Raw genomic sequence first — 16883 nt, forward strand, 5'->3', positions numbered from 1 at the left:
GGAACGTATCCCTCGTTGAAGCGCTCGCTGTTCCCCACGAAGTCGAGCATGAGGAATGATCTCTTCCCCGCGCACAATCGCGTCCCGCGACCGCGTATCTGCTTGTACAGTATCTCCGAGCCCGTGGGGCGGCAGAAGACTATGTTCATGGCCCCGGGGCAGTCGAAGCCCGTGTCCAGCATGCCGACGGAGACCGCGATCCGAGGATACTCCTCCCGCTTGAAGCGCCTGATGGCGTCCTGCGGGTCCTCGCTGTCCGTCGTAATGGCCTCCGCGTATCGCCCGCCGAGTGTTCGGACACGAGGACCGAGCAATGGCCACCACTGCAATAGGCAGAGTTCTCGACTCCAGGAAGATGCCGAGATACGTCCTCGACTAGGTCATGTATCATGAGTTGCTCCATATCAAACGCGGCATCGGATATTCGGAGGGGAAGAGAAGGACGCACACGAAGGCCTTCCGAGGGGAAGGGAGGAAGTTTACCAGATACGAGCAGGCGAGGGACTGAGGTCTCATGAGATTCTTGGATGACGGGCATACAAGCCAGGGGATGGAAGAAAGATGCGTGGTGGACAGAGATACTCTTGGATACGCAATCACGAGGGCAAATTATATGTGCATTTATGTCATAACATCCCAAGAAGTGGGATATTGTGACACGAATGAAGACTCCTATGATATGGAAGAAGCTGCTGATAGACGGACATAAGATAGCCACTTCCACGAAGATTCATGAATTAGCTCGCAGACTGGAAAAAGGGGACGTGAGGAGCCTTCGGTATCTTCAAGAACAAGGCTACATCTCGAGAATCTTGAGAGGGATCTACTACGTCAAGAGCCCGGACGAGCGCGAGAGGGGTTTCTTCCAACATTCGGTCTATGAGATGGTGTCCAAGGCTCTGAAAGCCAAGGGCGTCAAGCACTGGTATTTCGGCCTGGAGACAGCTCTCAGGCTCAACGGCATGACTCACGAGTACTTCGCAGTAGACTATGTCATAACCGATTCGTACAGGAGCACCAAGGTGATCAACATCCTCGATACGAAGTTTCAGTTCTTGAAATGGAGCAAAAGGCATTTTGATTTCGGCATCGTGAGAAGGGATGGCCTGATGTGCTCGGACAAGGAGAAGACGGTGCTCGATCTGGCCTACAGGCGATACAGAAGAGGCGAGGGAAGGCTGCATGCAGTCAATCTTATCCAGGAATACATGGGGATGTTGGACAAATGGAAGTTCGAGAACTGCCTGGACCGCTACCCACAAAGATTCCAAAAGGCGGTCAAGGGGAGCCTATGAAGGACTTCTTTGAAATGCTGAACACGCTGGGAAAGCCCAAAAGGAGCGACATAATCGAGAAGGACTTTCACCTCCACAGATTACTGCATATGATATCCCAAGACGATTACCTCAGTGGAAGTCTCACCTTCAAGGGGGGAACATGCCTCGTCAAGGCCTACCTGGGGTTCTATCGCTTCTCAGAGGATATCGACTTCACCTGGCAGAGTGATGACCTCTGGAAGGGCAGGACCGTGGCCGAAACGAGAAGGCTTTGCTCCGAGGAAATCACCACCCTTGCGGGGCATTTCAGGGTCATGGCCGACACCCTCGGAATGAACTTCAGTGGCGACAAGACCATAGCAGGCGAGGTTCACATCAGCAGCGGTGGCAGGATGGTACTCTTCTTCATCGGCTACCAATCAGAGATTTTGAACATGCCCAGCAGCATCAAGGTGGAGATCAACTTCGTGGACAAGACTCTCTATCCGTTCAAAGACAGGGAATTGAGAAGCTATGTGGAGAACGTAGAATCGGAGGAACTGGAGTTTCTCTATGAGAAGCTCTGGAACGAGTACAATACAGAAATACAACTTGGCTGCTACGATCCCAGAGAGATATATGTGGAGAAGTGTAGGGCGTCATTGACCAGGATGGCATACAAGCTTCGGGATGTGATAGACATACTCTTCATGGAAGAGGAATTTGGCTACTCTGTCAATGAATACAAGGAGCAGATCGAAGAGAAGGTCAGATTCATGCTCGAGCTGTACGAACGATACAGGGAGAACATAGAGTTGATGCGGTTTCCACCTGCAGACATCCTGGGTTCGGAGGAAATGAAGCTGTTTCTGATCGAGCCACCGAAGGACTTGGGTCTTGAGGTTCTTCGGATACACAGCGAATTGGATGACATCCGAAAGGAACTGACGGCTTAATCATTCGGAGAGGTGTCAGGACCTGAGATGAATCGATGTCTTAGTCCGAGTGCCTTCCCCGCCGGTGTCAACCGAAAGCGAGGAGCGCGCCCCTTCCAAGAAGCTGCCTACTGGCGGTAGATTGTGCTCCTATGGCCCAGAGTGAGCACGTACACGACCTCCTCTCCCCAGTCGATGTCCGCTATCAGGCGGTGGTCCACCACCCTGATCTTGAACGCGCCGATGCCTCGAAGAGGTGACACGCTCCGCCTCGGGTTTGCGGCCACCTCGCGCAGCTTCCTGACTATGCGCTCCCGGACTTCCTTGTCCAGCTTACGGAACTTCTCCGCGGCCAGCTCGGTGAACTCGACCCGAAAGGGCAAGCGCTCACTTTCCCTCTAGCCCGCTCAATGGGACCGTCTTCCGCTGCCGCACCTGCCTGCGGGCCTCGAAGATCTCTTCCAGGGTTTCCACGCTGAGCTCCTCCTCCAGGGACCTCGCGATCGCATATCGTATGAACTCGGACTTCGAAGGGAATCCTCTCCTGACCGCTGTCGCGGAGATGAGCTTGTCCTGTTCGGGAGAGACCTTCAGGCTGATTGTCTTCATCCATAATAGGTATTACGCGCGTATTACTTAATGCTTGCTGCCTGAGCCATCATCGACAACCGATTCCGCATGCGAAGTACACCGAAGAGGGCCATACGAGATATGCGTCCCGTCCCTGCGGGAGAATCGCGGGAGGCGCTGAGATAGAGCCTGGGATGCATCAAGTACCGGGGGCACGCGGGACGCCGTCAGATTCTCAGCGATCCTCGCCTTTCGGGGTCATTCCGGGATTACTTAAGTCTTTGCATGGACTTGTCGGAAGTTCCCAGTAGCTTCCTTGCAGTCCGCTTGCTCCTTTCTTGCAGGTTTCTTGCTCCTCGCTTGCTTGATCCTTGCTCCTCGCTTGCTGAAACCTTGTGACATCCTAGGGACTTACCAGGGACATACCTGCTACATCCTTGCAGGATGCTTGCATTCTCCTGCAGTTCCGCCCAGTGCCCCCAGAGGCATTCGGAGGGGCTCGGGTCTCCTTGGGAACGTCCAGAGGCGGACAGGAAAAGGCATATCCTCTGAGACAACGATGTGACCTTCCGTGGCTTGGTGAGGGGACAGATACATGGACATGGACGAACGATGCTCCAAATGCGGGGAAGGATGCGAGAAGGGAAGCGACCAGTGGGACACGTGCGCCGAGCTCTCGGACGAGGAGTGGCTGGAGCTTCTGGCGGGCGGGATGTTCTTCACGGACTTCATTGAGACCATGTTCTAGAATGAGGTCAGAACCCGCGGGAACTGGACAGCGGACCGCCTCAGGCCTGGGAACGCCGCTCGAGGATGTATCCCGTCAGAACGTAGACGCCTATCCCCAGGCTGACAAGGCCTTGGCTCAACATCCAGGCGAGCGCGACCCCGATCAGACCGAACACGTCCAGAAACACGTACGCCAGTCCCACGATGACGAAGGCGTTGAACATGGGGATGGCTATTATCGGCCTCAGCCTCTTGAGAACCCGCCTCGTTGCCATGAAGATGCTGTTGAAGGTGATGAAGACGCTGGAGAGCGCGAACACCTGCAGCAGGAGCAGCCCCCCGGCCGAGTACTCCTTTCCGAAGAGAAGGAGCAGGTACTCGCCGAGGAGAAGGACAATGACCACGGCTGGTATCAGAAGAATGAATACGAACTTCAGCGCCTTCCGCACGTTGCTCTTCAGCTCCCTCTCGAAGTGCGAACCCTCCGCGAAGAGGGACAGGGTCACCGCGTACGCTATCGCGAAGATGAGACCGGAGATCATGAGCGCGAAGTAGTAGTACGCAACGTTCTCACCTGCGACCTCCAGTCCCTGCGGGCCGAAGAAGTTGAGTATGACAAGCGGGAGCAGGAAGGCGGGCATCCCGCCGAAGATCTCCGCCACGTAGTTCCCCGCCGAGTAGCGGACCATCTTACCGATCGCGCTCTTCTTCACCGTCGGCACCGGCCGATACCCGGGGTTCACGCGTGGCATCAGCACGAACAGACCGAACAGCACTGTCAGAAGAAAGGCAACGCTCATGGAGGCAAATATCCCGAATGCCCCTAGCCCGAACAGGAGGAAGAACACCGCCGGAAAGGCAATCCTGGACCCGCTGATCAGACTCCCGATGAAGACGTACTCCGCCTTCCTTCTGGCAACGAAGACCTGGTTCATCAGCGGGAAGAGGACGAAGACAACGGAGAAGAGCACAAAGGCCACGAGGAAGACCGGGTTCTCGCGGATGAAAGTGAGCTTCTCGGCCCAGATGTCCAGGCCGGCGAGGAAGACTATGGAAACGAGGATGACCATCCCGCCGCTGATCGTGAAGCAGGTGTTGATCAGGTCCTTCGAGTTCTTCCCTGCATTGGGGAGGAACCTGATCAGTCCCACGTCGAACCCCAGCTTCGAGAGCATGGCGAGGAAGACTATGGCCTGGAGCGTCACAACCGCCAGTCCCGCCTGGAACGGCTCGTAGTACCGTGCGACGACAATCCAGAAGACGAATCCGAGGCCGCTTGCGGCGACCGTGTTCGCCATCAGGAAGATCGCGTTCTTGTAGAGCGGCGTCCTCAGGAATTCAGGTAGTCTGCGAATGTACTCTCCGACGAATGCCATGATCCCACTTTCTGCGTCCGTGCCTCGATATCCGTGATCTCAAGAGCGGTCGACCAGCTCCTGACCCGCGCTCACTAGAACCGCTTTGCTTTTAAACGTTTCTCAGCTGTTCCCAAGCGCGTCAACTATCCTCGCGGAGGCCGTGCCGTCCCCGTAGGGGGATGGAGAGGTCGGGCTCTCGCCCTTCTCCGTGTAAGCGTTGATCGCGGCCAACGCTCTCTTCGAGTCGGTCCCCACGACCTCACAGTAGCCGGCCTCGACTGCTTCTGGTCTCTCGGTCGACGTCCTGAGCACAAAGACCTTTTTTCGTATGTTCGGGGAGGTCGCCTCCTCCTGGATGCCTCCAGAGTCCGTTAGTATGAACTCGCACCCTCTCATGAGGAGGAGGAAGTCGAGGTAGCCGACCGGTGGCAGGAGCTGGACGTTCTCCGATCGGGAAAGACCGTCGTAGAGGCCGAACTCCTTCAGCATCTTCACCGTCCGTGGATGAATCGGATAGACCACGGGAACGGGAGACCCTAGAAACGTCTCAACGAACTCCGAGAGAACGTCGCGGTCGTCCACGTTCTCCTTCCTGTGGGCCGTCGCCAGGCAGAATCTCTCGAACCCGATCTTGTCCAGGATGTCCGACTTCTCCGCGGCGACCTCCATGAAGGTCATGCAGGCATCGATGACCGTATTGCCCGTCACCCAGATGCGTCCCCAGACGTTCTCCTTCTTCAGGTTCTCCTCGGCTGCCGTGGTCGGAGCGAACAAGAAGCTCGAGAGGTGGTCGGTGAGCTTCCTGTTGTGCTCTTCTGGCATTCTCAGATCGTGGCTTCTGAGACCCGCCTCGACATGGCCAACGTCGATCCCCATCTTTGCGGCTGCCAACGCGCCCGCCAGGACGCTGTTTGTGTCTCCCTCAACAAGAACAACATCGGGCTCGGTCTCGCCAAACGTTCTCTCGAGCTTCACCAGGGCCTCTCCGGTCTGCACAGCCTGACTGCCCGAGCCGACATCGAGCGTGCGGTCAGGGTCCGGGAGACCCAGGTCATTGAAGAAGACCCCGGAGAGCTCCCTGTCGTAGTGCTGGGCGGTGTGTATGATGTCGAAGTCCATCTGCCTTCTCTTCAGTTCAAGCACTATGGGTCCCATCTTGATGATCTCGGGTCTTGTGCCCACAACGAGCGATATCATGACGGTCTGCGTAGGCTGGAACCCGCATAAAAGCTCTTCTACGACGGAATGTGTCACAGAACAACTTGGCAGTGGAGAGACGGCGAAGGCGACCAGCCAGACTTACGTTCCTCCCTCGGGACCCTCGACATTGAACCTGCCCAGGAACAGGAGGAGGGCGAGGTAGACGAGGATGATCGCGCCCACGACCTCTCCCGCCATGGCGTAGGGGCTCGCGGTGAGGTGCCCCCAGCTGAACTCTCCGGTGGGGAAGCCGAGACCGTAGGCGGGCCAGAGGAGTATCTCAGGGTCTTCCCACATGAGGTCGAGGAGGAGATGTATCCAGACGGCGAGGGTGAAGAGCAGGGGCAGGAACGATGTCGCCAGCTCCCTGCGGGTCGCCCAGCGCCACGCGACGAGAGAGACGGCCATGACGATGACGGAGAACAGGAGCGTGTGGGCGAACAGCCTGCCGCCCCCCTGAAAGCCGTAGAGCAGCCCGATCGGCTTGTCGATCAGGTCTGGGAGCACTGCCGCCACTCCGACGATTATGACGAACGTCTTCGGGTCCGGGCTCTTTTTCAGAATGCGCACGAGGGCGAACGCGACGCCCAGCGCTATCCCGACGTGACCCAAAGGGAACATTTCGCCACTGGAAGAGCGACTTAGCAGAAATCGTTTGTGTTCGAGGGCCCACGCGCATGCATGTTCTGTGCGCCCTCCGTGATTCGAAGCGCCTCGGTCGGAGATGCAGCCTACGCGCCGTCGTCGGGACCCGTCTTCAGCCGCCCGTCGAAGAGGAAGAACTTCTTCTCGATGTGGTCGTACAGCAGCGGGTCGTGCGAGGCGACTATCACGGTCGCATCGAAGCCCTCCCTTATCCTCCTGAAGGCGTCCAGGACCATCTCGCAGCTCTTGGAGTCCAGCGACGCGGTGGGCTCGTCCGCGAGCAGTATCGCCGGGTCGTTCGCCAGCGCCCTCGCGATGGCCACCTTCTGGCTCTCGCCCCCGCTGATCTCCCCCGGTCTTTTCTTGGCGAGGGTGTCCAACTCGAAAGCGGCCAGCAGGCTCTTCGCCTTGGCGTCCGCCTCCCCGTCCCGGGCGATCTTGAGCGGGAGCAGCACGTTCTCCTCCACCGTGAGGTCGTCGATGAGGTTGTGGTGCTGGAAGACGTGCCCTATGCTCGTCAGCCTGAGCCTGGCCAGCTGCCTCGGGGAGAGCTCGGACGTGTCCTTGCCGGCGACGATGACCTTCCCGCTCGAGGGGACGTCTATGCACCCCACGAGGTTCAGGAGGGTCGTCTTCCCGCTGCCGTTCCTGCCCCAGAGGAGGACCATCTCGCCCTGCGCCACTTTGATGTCGACGTCCTTGACGACGTCCCTGACGCCGTCGTAGCTCTTGGAGACCTGCTCCACAACAACAGGGAATTCCATCGTTTCCACCGATATTTCTTTAAATTGGCAGGTGATTGACGTGTCATTCATCCAGATGGTATTAAATGTTTCCCGGAGGCCAGGATGAGGGATGTATTTCTGAAGATGGCCACGAGGACTAACTGGAGGACCCTCGTTACCGTTGTCGGAATAGCAGCGTGCGTGATGTACATGGCGGGAACGACCGCCATGGTGGAGGGGCTCGACTCGGGGACGGACGCTCTGGCGGCCAGGGTGCAGGAGGGCCCGTACATCGCGCTCGAAGGCTCGAACCTGGCGGACAGCACGGTGCCGATGAGCGTCCTGGACCTGATCGAGGGGAACCGCACGCTCTGCTGGGCCTCCTGGGTCGACGTTGAGATTCAATCCGTTCACGTAGGCAGCACGTACGCGATCGCGTGCAACGACACGAGCGGGATGGTCGTCCCGGACCTCGCCCCCCTGAGCGGGTCCTCGCTGTGGATGGGAACCCGCCTGAAGGACGACGCGGAGAGGATGAACATCACCCTCTCGAGCGGCACCGAGGTCGTCCTGGACACCGCGCAAGGGAACGTGACCCTCGAGTACGAGAGGACGCTCAACTACGGCGCGTTCTTCTCCACCGACTGGGTACTGGTGTCGGAGGACGTCCCCCCGCCGATCGCGCCGAGCGTGGATTCCGTCTCGTTCATACTCATACCGAAGGAGAGCACCGAGGACCTGGAGAGGCTGCGGGAGGAGGGGCTCATGCTCATACCGATGACGGGAACGATCGCCTTCTTCAAGGGAGGGATCGAGCAGGTGCAGTCGAGCCTGTACGTCGTGTCGCTGTCGACGTCGGTCGTGATAGCCGTCCTGGTCGCGAGCCTGATGAGCGTCGAGGTCCACTACAGGAGGAACGACATCGAGGTCCTCAGGCAGATAGGCGGAAGCCCCTCGCTGATAGCGGGGATATTCACCCTGCAGACGCTCTACGTGTCCGTCTTTGGCGGGCTTTTGGGAGTCACGCTGGGATACGTGGTCACCAACTTCATCACCTCTTTCGCGCCCCTGATGGGGTACGCGAGCTTCGTCGTCCCGCAGGCCACCCTGAGCTCGACGTTGCTGCCCTTCATCCTCGCACTGGTGTTCGGGATCATTGGCGGGCTGCCTGTGGCAATTCTTGCATCGAGAAAGCTGAAGAAGGAGGGACCGCCACGCTGATCAGGAAGAGGACCGCCGTAGGGCTGGTGCTCTGCATCGCCCTCCTCAGCGGCTCGATCCCGCTGCTCCTCGCGATAGGCTCACTGCCGCAGGAGCAGTTCTACGGCGAGAACGTGTACGTCGTGTCCCAGATAACCAACGACGAGCCGCTGCCGCCCGAGCTCCTTGAGGACCTCAGGGACCAGACGTGGATCGACGCCATCAGCCCGGAGACGTATGCCTTCTGCGTGGTGAAGGGCGAGCCCGTGGTCGTGAGGGGCATCGACAGCGAGGGCTTCATCGCGATCGACCGGGGCGAGGTCACGTCAGGCTCGGCGGACGGCGTGTTCCTTCTGGCGGGCGAGCGCCTCAGCTCGAGACTTGACATCAACCTGGGCGACAGGATCATACTCACCGGATCGACGCACCCCTACCTGGAGGAGATGGAGGTCACGGGAATCTACGAGAGCGGCGGCCCGCCGAACGACGAGATACTCATCCCGCTGAACCGCTCGTGGGGCATATCCCCCGTGGGAAAGGACGGCCTGCTCGCCATCAGGGTGAGGACGGACGAGTATGACACCCTGAAGGATCACCTGAACGGGACCGGTGTCCCCCTCGTCCTCGGGGACGGGACGAAGAGCGTCGTGCTGAACAGCGACGAGAGGTTCGACGCGAGGCTGGCCACCCTCCTGTTCCAGCATCCCGAGCTGGGCGGTGAGAGGGGCGTGGCGCACACGAGCGTCTTCGTCCAGCAGGCGGGAAGCAGCGTCCAGATCGTCGTCTGGGGATTCCTCGTCCTCAACAGCGCCCTCATCACATTCGGGATCGTCGCCGTGCTGGCCAAGGCCGTGGTCGAGAAGAGAAGGGACTTCGGCGTGCTCTCGGCGATCGGTGCGAACCGAGCGCAAATGGCCAGGATGCTCCTGCGGGACCTGGTCATCCTCTCCGTGCCGGCGGTCCTGGCGGGGATCCTCCTCGGGTATCTCCTCGCGACCGCCCTCGGTGCAGGGGACGTCATAATCCTCTTCGGCCATTCCATCCAGCCCTCGTACGATCTCGTGCTTCTTGTCCAGCTCGCGGCTGCGGGACTCGTCCTGTCGATCGTCCTGGGCACGGTGATCTACCACCTGATAAGCGGCGAGAGGCCCGTGGAGATGATGCGCGGCGTCGCTGCGAGAGAGGAGAGGAAGACGCTGGAGGAGGTGCTCTCGGATTGAGGAGACACGCCCTTCCCATCATGCTCATCTTCTTCGTGGCGCTCACCATCAGGCTGGTCCCGCTCCTCTTCTCCCCGCTGCCGTACAACATTGACGGCTTCCCGCAGGCGAGGATAGCCGAGGACATCATGGACACGGGGAGGTGGTACGACGGCGGCCCGCTCGTGGAGCTGGAGTACAACGAGAAGCTACCCATCCTGCCGCTGTACTTCGCCATCAGCTCCCTCGCGGCGGGAGAGGAGCCCCTCTACTTCATCCAGATAGCGATGGTCCTGCTCACGTCCCTCTCAGCAGTGTTCGTGTACATCCTGGCGTTCAAGATCACGGACTCCAGGGTCGCGGCCATCTTCGCGGGGCTGTTCATGGCGCTCTGCGGCACGTATGTCTTCCTGACGGCATCGATAATGAAGCAGAACATAGGCCTGGTCCTCCTGCCGATAGTGCTCTACCTGTACCACGAGAGGCACAATCCCAAGTACAGGGCGCTGGCGGCGTTCCTGCTCCTCTTCATGGGCCTGGCGCACCACCTGGCGACGCTCATCGCCTTCGGGATGATTACGTACATGATGGCGGCCCAGAACGTGGAGAGCCTGAGGAGGGGAGAGTGGAGGTGGAGGTCCTTCCTGCTGGACGTGCTCCTCGGGCCCGCTCTGATCCTCGCGATCGTTGCGTACTACCTCGCGGTCGAGATGCCCTTCTTCATGGATGCCATGGACGTGAACACGATCTTCCTCTTCATGTCCGTGTACTTCCTCGTAGCGCTGCTGGCGGTCCACCTGTCATCTCCCAAGACGCTGAAACCTTGGTTCACGAACACCAAGAGGTCGCTCCCCAAGTACATCGACCAGAAGGTGCTGTTCATCCTCGGCGCCGCATCCCTGCTCGTTCTGAACCACTACACGAACGTCTTCACTGGCACGATAAGGACGAAGGGCGACTTCCTCATCATCGCGGCCCCTTCCATCGCGCTCCTGTTCGTTGCGCTCGTGGGCTTCAATGTGATGCGGAACTCGGAAACGCGGTTCAGACCTCTCATCACAGCGGCCTTCATGGCCCCGATCGCGGTGATGCTGTTCTCCTTCCTCTGGGGGCTGAACCCCGAGTCGTTCGTCGTCCTCTACAGGACCTATGACTACATGGACGTCGCTTTGGCCGTCTCGATAGGCATCGCCTTTGCGGTGGCGCTAAAGAAGTCCAGGTCCCCCGCCAGAAAGGCCGTGCTTGCCGCCTCCTTCCTGGGGCTCATCCTTCTGACAACGCCGCTCGCGTACGGGAGCGAGGATTTCTACGATGTGCAGAACACGACCTATCCCGCGGAGTTCAGTGCGATGGAGCACATGAATGCGCTCAACATAAGCAATCTAGGATCGGACCAGAGGCTCCACGACACGTACAGATACTACTTCGGCGAGGACGAGGGCGATGGACTCCTCCCGTTCCGTATGGCGACAGGCAGTGACATCACCATGTACGACTACCTCCTCCTCGAGTCGAAATGGACGACGAAGGGCGCCCAGGAGCACCCGCTACCGAGCGTGGTCATTGAGGACAGCATCTTCAAAAGAACGGTGGCGGAGGCCGACCTCATCTACAATTCGGGGCCGGGAGAGACCGAGATATTCATCGTGGCCAACTAGAGCCGTGAGACCATTCTGCCCACGTCATACCGCTTCGGAGAGGCCCAGAACCTGCGGTCCTTGAACTCGAGAACGTAGTACCCCGGGTCGTGATTGACCTCTCTCATCTTCGTGCACCTGAGGACCCTCGAGAGGTTCAGCTCCGCGGACGTCTCCATGAGCAGGTGGAGGATGCCGTCGGCCATGAAGTCGCTCTCGCGCACGATCTTCTCGTCCGGGGGGTTCTCGGATATTATGAACGTCGTGGTCCCCAGATCGTGAAGCCACCTGAAGAGTCTGAAGAGGCCGTACCTGCTGTTCCTGATGCCGCACACGATCTCGACAAGGGGCAGGGAGTCTATGACCAGGAGATCGTAGTCGATCACCTTCTTCTGGGTCTCCAGTATGTTCCTGAACTTCTTGAACCAGGGGGATTCCCTTCTCCCGTCCTCGCCAGAGTCGCCCATCCAGTCCTCCTCACCCTGGCGGAATACGGAGAGATCGAGGATCTCGACGCCGAACTCCCTGCCGACGAACATCCCCAGCTTCTGCATCTGCCTGATCAGGCTCTCCCTTGTCTGCTCCAGGGTGACGTACAGACCGCTTGCCAGGTCCTCCCTCGCGTTGTTGTAGAGGATGCTGAACGCCAGCGTGGATTTCATCGTCCCGGGCGCACCGGAGACCAGGACTATGTGACCCTGTGGGATCCCATCACCGAGATGGCTGTCAAAGCCCTCGATGTAGGTGCTGTAAGCCTTCTCCATCTTCTCAGGGCTGGGCTGAGCTTCTGAGATAGACATCGCCTATCGATTCTGGAAAGCGATTATAAGCTGTTTGCCGTGATTATCAGTGTTGATAGCGGACTAGCTGGCCAGCCTGTGCATCCTCGTCAGGTCGTCCTCGAAGGGCTTCAGCTCGCCTGGAATCGAAACCCCGGATATATCCTCGCGCAGGCTGAGCCCGCTCTCCTTCTTCAGCTTCCAGACCTCGGAGTTGAAGTCCATCAACTGCTGCGTGAGCTCGGTCAGCGGGCTGCTCCGATCCTCCCGCATGGAGGGCATCTCCTCCCTGTGGACGTCCCCGCCGTAGATCTCCTCCCAGATCCTGGCGGTTATGAACGGCGTTATCGGTGCCATCAGCCTCAGCAGGACCCTGAGGACCTCGTGCAGAGCGTAGAGCGAACCTGTCTGGCCCTCGTAGGCCCTCCCCTTGACCATCTCAACGTAGTGGGGCGCGAAGACGTTCCACAGGAACTCCCTCACCCTGTTGGAGGGGACGAAGAAGTCGAAGTCCTCGTATGACTCCCTGCACGCCTCCGTCAGGGCGTTCACCTCCGCCAGTATCCACTCGTCCGCGGGGCTCAGATCGCCCTTCTCCCCGGCGGGGAACGAGGATATGAACCGCGCCACGTTCCAGAGCTTCGTGAGGAACTTCTTGGCCCCGCCGATCCTCTCATCGGATATGCGGAAGTCCGCCCCGATGGCGCAGCCGGCAGCGGACCAGTAGCGGAACGCGTCGGCGCCGTGCTTCTCGATCACCGGACCGGGGTCGATCACATTGCCGAGCGTCCTGTGCATCGCCCGCCCGTTCTCGTCCAGTCCCATCCCGTGAATGAAGACGTGCTGGAACGGCTTCTTCCCAGTGACGAGGAAGCTCTTCAGGTGCGTGTAGTGCAGCCATGTGCGCACGATGTCCCGCCCCTGCGGCCGGAGCGAGCAGGGGAAGTTGTCCTTGAAGAAGCCCTCGTCCTGCATGTACTTGGTGACAATGAGATTCGAGTTGCTCGAGTCCATCCAGGTGTCGAACACTCGGTCCTCGCCGGTGAAGCTGCTCCCCCCGCACTTGGGACACGACTCGAGCGGCGGCGGGTCCTTCCACGGCTGGTAGTACTCCCCCGGTGGCGGGACGATGACCTCCCCGCAACCGTCGCAGTACCAGAGCGGGATCTCGGTGTGGTAGTAGCGCCTCCTGCTCACGGGCCAGTCTATCGTTATCGCATCGAGCCACGTGTCGAGGTACCGCTTGGAATCGGACGGGTGGAACTCCATCTCCCCCGCCAGCTTCCTGAGCTCGGGGACGAACTCAATCTGCTTGACGTACCACTCCTCCATTGAGATGAACTCGACCGACGTCCTGGAGCGGCTGCACATCGGGCTGACGTGCATTATGGACTCCTCTTTCACGACGAGCCCCTGCTCGTGTAGGTCGTCGGTGATCGCCCGCCTGGCCTCCTCGGTGGTCATCCCCGCATACTTGCCGGCGGCCTCGGTCATCCTGCCCTCCACGTCGATCCCCTTCACCGCCTCCAGGCCGAGCTCCCTGAAGAACTGGACATCGACCTGGTCACCGTAGGAGCACATCATCGCGGCGCCGGTACCGAACTCGGGCTTCGCGTAGTGATGCGGGTAGATGTTGACCTCCGTCCCGTATATCGGGACGATGGCCTTCTTGTTCTGGATGTGCGCGAACCTCTCATCGCCCGGATGCACGATGACGGCCTTGCACGCGCAGAGGAGCTCCGGGCGGGTCGTCGCGATGGGCAGGTCCTCGCCCGTGTCCTTGACCTTGAAGTTGACCGTCGTCATCGTGGACGGCTTCTCGACATACTCGATCTCCGCCTCCGCGATGGGCGTCTTGCAGGCGGGGCAGTAGAAGCTGGGCCTCTCGCCCTTGTAGACGAGCCCCTTGTGCCACAGGTCGATGAAGACCGCCTGCGTTATCCGCCTGTACTCGGGAGTGTCGGTCTCGTAGTAGCTATCCTCCCAGTCCGCGGACATCCCCATCCTGTGGGAGAGGTCCAGTATGCCCTCGGAGATCTTGCCGATCTCCTCCCTGCAGATGTCGATGAACTCCTGGCGGTCGAACTCGTGCAGGCTCTTCTTGTGCTTCCTCTCGACCGTCAGCTCGATGTTTATGCCGTTCTTGTCCAGGCAGAAGGGGAAGAGGACCTCGTACCCGAGCATCCTCCTCGAGCGGGCGATCATGTCGATGAGCGAGTAGCCGGCGACCGCCCCGATGTGCCACGTGCCCGAAGGATACGGCGGCGGGGTGTCTATGACGAACACGGGCTTCCCGGAATCGGGATCGAAGGGATGCAGGTCCTCCTGGGTCCATCTGTCCAGGAGTTCCTCCTCGAACTTGATTTCCCATCGTTTTTCCGTGATCTTGGGAGCAGCCATGCGACCTCCCTTCACGATTCACTTCTGCTATAAAAAGAGAAGCCCCGCCGATGGTATGACTGGTAGCGCTGAACGCTCTTCCCTCGCTCCTCGGGTATCGGAAGCGAAACGCTTTTTATCGCTGAGCCCTTGGCAGGGCTGATGGCGCTCACGCCCAAGTTCAGGAAGGAGCTCGTCACGGTCATAGAGATGTTCCTGCGGGACTACCTGAAGAAGTCGGGAAGGAAGGGCATCCTCGTCGGGATGAGCGGGGGACTGGATTCCGCCATCGTGGCGGCGCTCTGCGCTCGTGCTGTGGGACCGGAGAGCACCGCTTGCATCCACCTTCCGGACAAGGACTCGCCCAAGCAGGACGAGAAGGATGCGAGAGAGCACGCGGAGTCGCTGGGGATATCCTACATCGCGATCCCGATCGACGGCTTCGTGGAGTCGTTCCTCTCCCTGGAGGATACAGACGACAGGGTGAGGCTGGGCAACATCAAGGCGAGGTGCAGGATGGTCGTCCTCTACCACGCCGCGCATTCGATGGACCATATAGTCGCGGGAACGAGCAACAAGAGCGAGCTCCTCGTCGGGTACTTCACGAAGTACGGTGACGGGGCCTCGGACATCGCTCCCATAGGGGACCTCTACAAGACGCAGGTCAGGGACCTGGCGAAGGAGATAGGCATCCCGGACCGCCTGATGGAGAAGACGCCTTCGGCCGCCCTCTACCCCGGCCAATCGGACGAGGAGGAGCTGGGGATCTCCTACGCGGAGCTGGATTCGGTCCTGCTGGGCATCGAGCTGGGCTTCACTGCGGAGGACATCGTCGAGCGGACGGGGACGGACCTCGCGAAGGTGCACGACGTCTTCGAGCGGGTGAAGAAGAGCGCCCACAAGAGGCGGCTTGGGCTAGTGCCTAAGCTTGGCATAAGCACGGTCGGACTCGACTGGCGGGAGTAGTCCCATTCTCTCCCGCACTGCGTAGACGAACCTCTCCGGCTCGTCCACGCTGACGATGAGCTCGGTCGCCGACTTGCCCAGCACGAGAAGGAAGCGGATGGGGTTCCTCAGCCTTATGGAGACGAGCCCGTGTTGCGATGTCGCGATGAAGACCTTGTCCTTGACCCAGGAGGACTTCACACCGTACTTGGCGACCTCGTTGGTCATCCCGATGGACTCGATCTCGGCGTAGGGGATGGACACCTTGAAGTACAGCCCCTGTCTCAGCACGAGCATGGCCAGTGTGACCCAGTGATTGGTGAAGAACGGGGAAACGCCCACGACGATGAGATACACGGCCAGCATCACGATGAGGAGGACCGACCAGGCCCCGAAGACGGGGAACAAGGATACCAGCATGAGCACGAGCCCCACGACCATCAGTACCAGGATCAGCCTGAGGACGAGGTACCCCTTCGGATAGGTGAAATCCAGCCTCCTGGACGAGTGCTCCATCGTTGCTCTCAAGAACCCGGTCCCTATTGATATTTTCCCCTTGGTTATGCAGAACAGTTCCGAAAGCTTCATTATCGTTCCCTGGTATTGTATCAATACAGGACTGAAGCCAGATGACCAAGATGAGTAGATGCCCCATTTGCGGCAGCCCCGTGAAACCCGAGAACCTACCAAGGCATCTCAAGAAGGTCCACCCTGAAGAAGACGCGGAGAGCCGCATATCCAAGGCCCAAGGGAGGAGGGCCAAGGCGCGAGGGGGCGTCAGGAGGCGGGAGGGTGTCGTGTTTGCGGGTATAGCCATCGCGATCGTGGTCATCATCGTTCTAGCCATAGCCTACCAAGGACCCGCAGACTCGATGGTCGGCGAGGAGGCTCCCAGTTTCTCCATTGTGGACGTCAGAACGAGGATTCCCTACACGGTCCCGACTTCCTTCCACGGTGAGCTGGTCTTCTTGGAGTTCTTCTCACCAAGCTGCGGCGCCTGTATCGACTTCATACAGACGATGGTGGAGCTCACGCAGACTTTCGGTTCGGACGCTGTGAACTTCATCTCCATTGACGTCAGGGCGGGTGACACCGACGCCATCCTCCTGGATTTCCTCAACCAACATCCTGAGGCTCAGTGGACACACGCAATCGATACGTCCAACATGGCGAGTGCCTACAACGTCGGAGGAACCCCCAAGTTGTTCATATTGGACCTGATAGAGGAGCCTATGAACGGCATCGTGAAATACGACCATGTCGGCACTGATACGTACAGCAACATCGCTTCCATTCTCAACGATCTACTGGGCAAATAGGGATTAT

18 protein-coding genes are annotated in these 16883 nt (G+C 59.4%); 8 read left to right on the forward strand and 10 right to left on the reverse strand.

Going from position 1 to position 16883, the window contains the following annotated elements:
• The coding region (locus tag LN415_04430) for a hypothetical protein (protein ID MCJ2556337.1) at nucleotides 1-314 on the reverse strand (314 nt) is incomplete at its 3' end.
• A gap of 348 nt (nucleotides 315-662) precedes the next feature.
• On the opposite strand from LN415_04430, the gene LN415_04435 reads away from it, so the two are divergent.
• The gene (locus LN415_04435; protein MCJ2556338.1) at nucleotides 663-1295 is read left to right on the forward strand and encodes a hypothetical protein; all 633 of its coding nucleotides are present in this window, start codon (nucleotides 663-665) and stop codon (nucleotides 1293-1295) included.
• Nucleotides 1292-2212, forward strand: coding sequence for a nucleotidyl transferase AbiEii/AbiGii toxin family protein (locus LN415_04440; protein MCJ2556339.1), 921 nt, complete (start codon nucleotides 1292-1294; stop codon nucleotides 2210-2212). The genes LN415_04435 and LN415_04440 overlap by 4 nt, the downstream gene beginning before the upstream one ends.
• 107 nt (nucleotides 2213-2319) lie before the next feature.
• Here the strand turns inward: LN415_04440 and LN415_04445 are convergent, their stop codons facing one another.
• Both LN415_04445 and LN415_04450 read right to left on the reverse strand, forming a co-directional pair.
• Entirely contained in the window at nucleotides 2320-2574 is a 255-nt protein-coding gene (locus tag LN415_04445) for a type II toxin-antitoxin system RelE/ParE family toxin (GenBank protein ID MCJ2556340.1), read from the reverse strand.
• 4 nt (nucleotides 2575-2578) lie between these two features.
• A complete protein-coding gene (locus LN415_04450) occupies nucleotides 2579-2800 on the reverse strand; it encodes a ribbon-helix-helix domain-containing protein (protein MCJ2556341.1) in 222 nt (73 codons plus the stop codon).
• A 556-nt stretch (nucleotides 2801-3356) separates the two neighbouring features.
• On the opposite strand from LN415_04450, the gene LN415_04455 reads away from it, so the two are divergent.
• The gene (locus LN415_04455) at nucleotides 3357-3509 is read left to right on the forward strand and encodes a hypothetical protein (protein ID MCJ2556342.1); all 153 of its coding nucleotides are present in this window, start codon (nucleotides 3357-3359) and stop codon (nucleotides 3507-3509) included.
• 40 nt (nucleotides 3510-3549) lie between these two features.
• Here the strand turns inward: LN415_04455 and LN415_04460 are convergent, their stop codons facing one another.
• From LN415_04460 to LN415_04475, 4 genes are all read right to left on the reverse strand, one after another.
• On the reverse strand, nucleotides 3550-4866 hold the full coding sequence (locus tag LN415_04460) for an oligosaccharide flippase family protein (protein ID MCJ2556343.1): 1317 nt from the start codon (nucleotides 4864-4866) through the stop codon (nucleotides 3550-3552).
• 102 nt (nucleotides 4867-4968) lie between these two features.
• Entirely contained in the window at nucleotides 4969-6045 is a 1077-nt protein-coding gene (wecB, locus tag LN415_04465) for a UDP-N-acetylglucosamine 2-epimerase (non-hydrolyzing) (GenBank protein MCJ2556344.1), read from the reverse strand.
• A gap of 102 nt (nucleotides 6046-6147) precedes the next feature.
• Complete coding sequence (locus LN415_04470) at nucleotides 6148-6669, reverse strand: metal-dependent hydrolase (protein MCJ2556345.1); 522 nt, start codon at nucleotides 6667-6669, stop codon at nucleotides 6148-6150.
• Nucleotides 6670-6779: 110 nt separating this feature from the next.
• On the reverse strand, nucleotides 6780-7457 hold the full coding sequence (locus tag LN415_04475; protein ID MCJ2556346.1) for an ABC transporter ATP-binding protein: 678 nt from the start codon (nucleotides 7455-7457) through the stop codon (nucleotides 6780-6782).
• A gap of 84 nt (nucleotides 7458-7541) precedes the next feature.
• Here LN415_04475 and LN415_04480 point away from each other — a divergent pair, with 84 nt between their 5' ends.
• Genes LN415_04480 through LN415_04490 form a run of 3 tightly spaced genes read left to right on the forward strand, consistent with a single transcriptional unit; the run spans nucleotide 7542 to nucleotide 11475 of the window.
• Nucleotides 7542-8639 (forward strand): ABC transporter permease, encoded by a 1098-nt coding sequence (locus LN415_04480; GenBank protein ID MCJ2556347.1) that lies wholly within the window; start codon nucleotides 7542-7544, stop codon nucleotides 8637-8639.
• A gap of 26 nt (nucleotides 8640-8665) precedes the next feature.
• Nucleotides 8666-9838 carry an FtsX-like permease family protein gene (locus tag LN415_04485; GenBank protein MCJ2556348.1) on the forward strand — a complete coding sequence of 391 codons (1173 nt, stop codon included), beginning with the start codon at nucleotides 8666-8668 and terminating at the stop codon, nucleotides 9836-9838.
• Nucleotides 9835-11475 carry a hypothetical protein gene (locus LN415_04490; protein ID MCJ2556349.1) on the forward strand — a complete coding sequence of 547 codons (1641 nt, stop codon included), beginning with the start codon at nucleotides 9835-9837 and terminating at the stop codon, nucleotides 11473-11475. Before LN415_04485 ends, LN415_04490 begins: the two co-directional genes overlap by 4 nt.
• On the opposite strand, the gene LN415_04495 is transcribed toward LN415_04490, so the two are convergent.
• Nucleotides 11472-12254: a hypothetical protein gene (locus LN415_04495; protein MCJ2556350.1), complete on the reverse strand. Its 783-nt coding sequence runs from the start codon at nucleotides 12252-12254 to the stop codon at nucleotides 11472-11474. The genes LN415_04490 and LN415_04495 overlap by 4 nt on opposite strands.
• 63 nt (nucleotides 12255-12317) lie before the next feature.
• A complete protein-coding gene (locus LN415_04500; protein MCJ2556351.1) occupies nucleotides 12318-14633 on the reverse strand; it encodes a valine--tRNA ligase in 2316 nt (771 codons plus the stop codon).
• A gap of 129 nt (nucleotides 14634-14762) precedes the next feature.
• Between LN415_04500 and LN415_04505 the strand changes: the two genes are divergently transcribed.
• Complete coding sequence (locus LN415_04505; protein ID MCJ2556352.1) at nucleotides 14763-15578, forward strand: NAD+ synthase; 816 nt, start codon at nucleotides 14763-14765, stop codon at nucleotides 15576-15578.
• Here LN415_04505 and LN415_04510 read toward each other — a convergent pair.
• Entirely contained in the window at nucleotides 15528-16145 is a 618-nt protein-coding gene (locus LN415_04510) for a hypothetical protein (GenBank protein ID MCJ2556353.1), read from the reverse strand. The genes LN415_04505 and LN415_04510 overlap by 51 nt on opposite strands.
• A gap of 41 nt (nucleotides 16146-16186) precedes the next feature.
• Here LN415_04510 and LN415_04515 point away from each other — a divergent pair, with 41 nt between their 5' ends.
• Nucleotides 16187-16876 (forward strand): TlpA family protein disulfide reductase, encoded by a 690-nt coding sequence (locus LN415_04515; GenBank protein ID MCJ2556354.1) that lies wholly within the window; start codon nucleotides 16187-16189, stop codon nucleotides 16874-16876.
• Nucleotides 16877-16883 lie beyond the last annotated feature (7 nt).

Source organism: Candidatus Thermoplasmatota archaeon (genome assembly GCA_022848865.1).
Classification (GTDB): Archaea; Thermoplasmatota; Thermoplasmata; order RBG-16-68-12; family JAGMCJ01; genus JAGMCJ01.

What these genes read in the sequence shown, in the direction of transcription:
- LN415_04435 (MCJ2556338.1), top strand. Translation starts at nt 663, where the DNA reads ATGAAGACTCCTATGATATGGAAGAAGCTGCTGATAGACGGACATAAG.
- LN415_04440 (MCJ2556339.1), top strand. Translation starts at nt 1,292, where the DNA reads ATGAAGGACTTCTTTGAAATGCTGAACACGCTGGGAAAGCCCAAAAGG.
- LN415_04450 (MCJ2556341.1), bottom strand. Translation starts at nt 2,800, where the DNA reads ATGAAGACAATCAGCCTGAAGGTCTCTCCCGAACAGGACAAGCTCATC.
- LN415_04455 (MCJ2556342.1), top strand. Translation starts at nt 3,357, where the DNA reads ATGGACATGGACGAACGATGCTCCAAATGCGGGGAAGGATGCGAGAAG.
- LN415_04460 (MCJ2556343.1), bottom strand. Translation starts at nt 4,866, where the DNA reads ATGGCATTCGTCGGAGAGTACATTCGCAGACTACCTGAATTCCTGAGG.
- wecB (MCJ2556344.1), bottom strand. Translation starts at nt 6,045, where the DNA reads ATGATATCGCTCGTTGTGGGCACAAGACCCGAGATCATCAAGATGGGA.
- LN415_04470 (MCJ2556345.1), bottom strand. Translation starts at nt 6,669, where the DNA reads ATGTTCCCTTTGGGTCACGTCGGGATAGCGCTGGGCGTCGCGTTCGCC.
- LN415_04475 (MCJ2556346.1), bottom strand. Translation starts at nt 7,457, where the DNA reads ATGGAATTCCCTGTTGTTGTGGAGCAGGTCTCCAAGAGCTACGACGGC.
- LN415_04480 (MCJ2556347.1), top strand. Translation starts at nt 7,542, where the DNA reads ATGAGGGATGTATTTCTGAAGATGGCCACGAGGACTAACTGGAGGACC.
- LN415_04495 (MCJ2556350.1), bottom strand. Translation starts at nt 12,254, where the DNA reads ATGTCTATCTCAGAAGCTCAGCCCAGCCCTGAGAAGATGGAGAAGGCT.
- LN415_04500 (MCJ2556351.1), bottom strand. Translation starts at nt 14,633, where the DNA reads ATGGCTGCTCCCAAGATCACGGAAAAACGATGGGAAATCAAGTTCGAG.
- LN415_04510 (MCJ2556353.1), bottom strand. Translation starts at nt 16,145, where the DNA reads ATGAAGCTTTCGGAACTGTTCTGCATAACCAAGGGGAAAATATCAATA.
- LN415_04515 (MCJ2556354.1), top strand. Translation starts at nt 16,187, where the DNA reads ATGACCAAGATGAGTAGATGCCCCATTTGCGGCAGCCCCGTGAAACCC.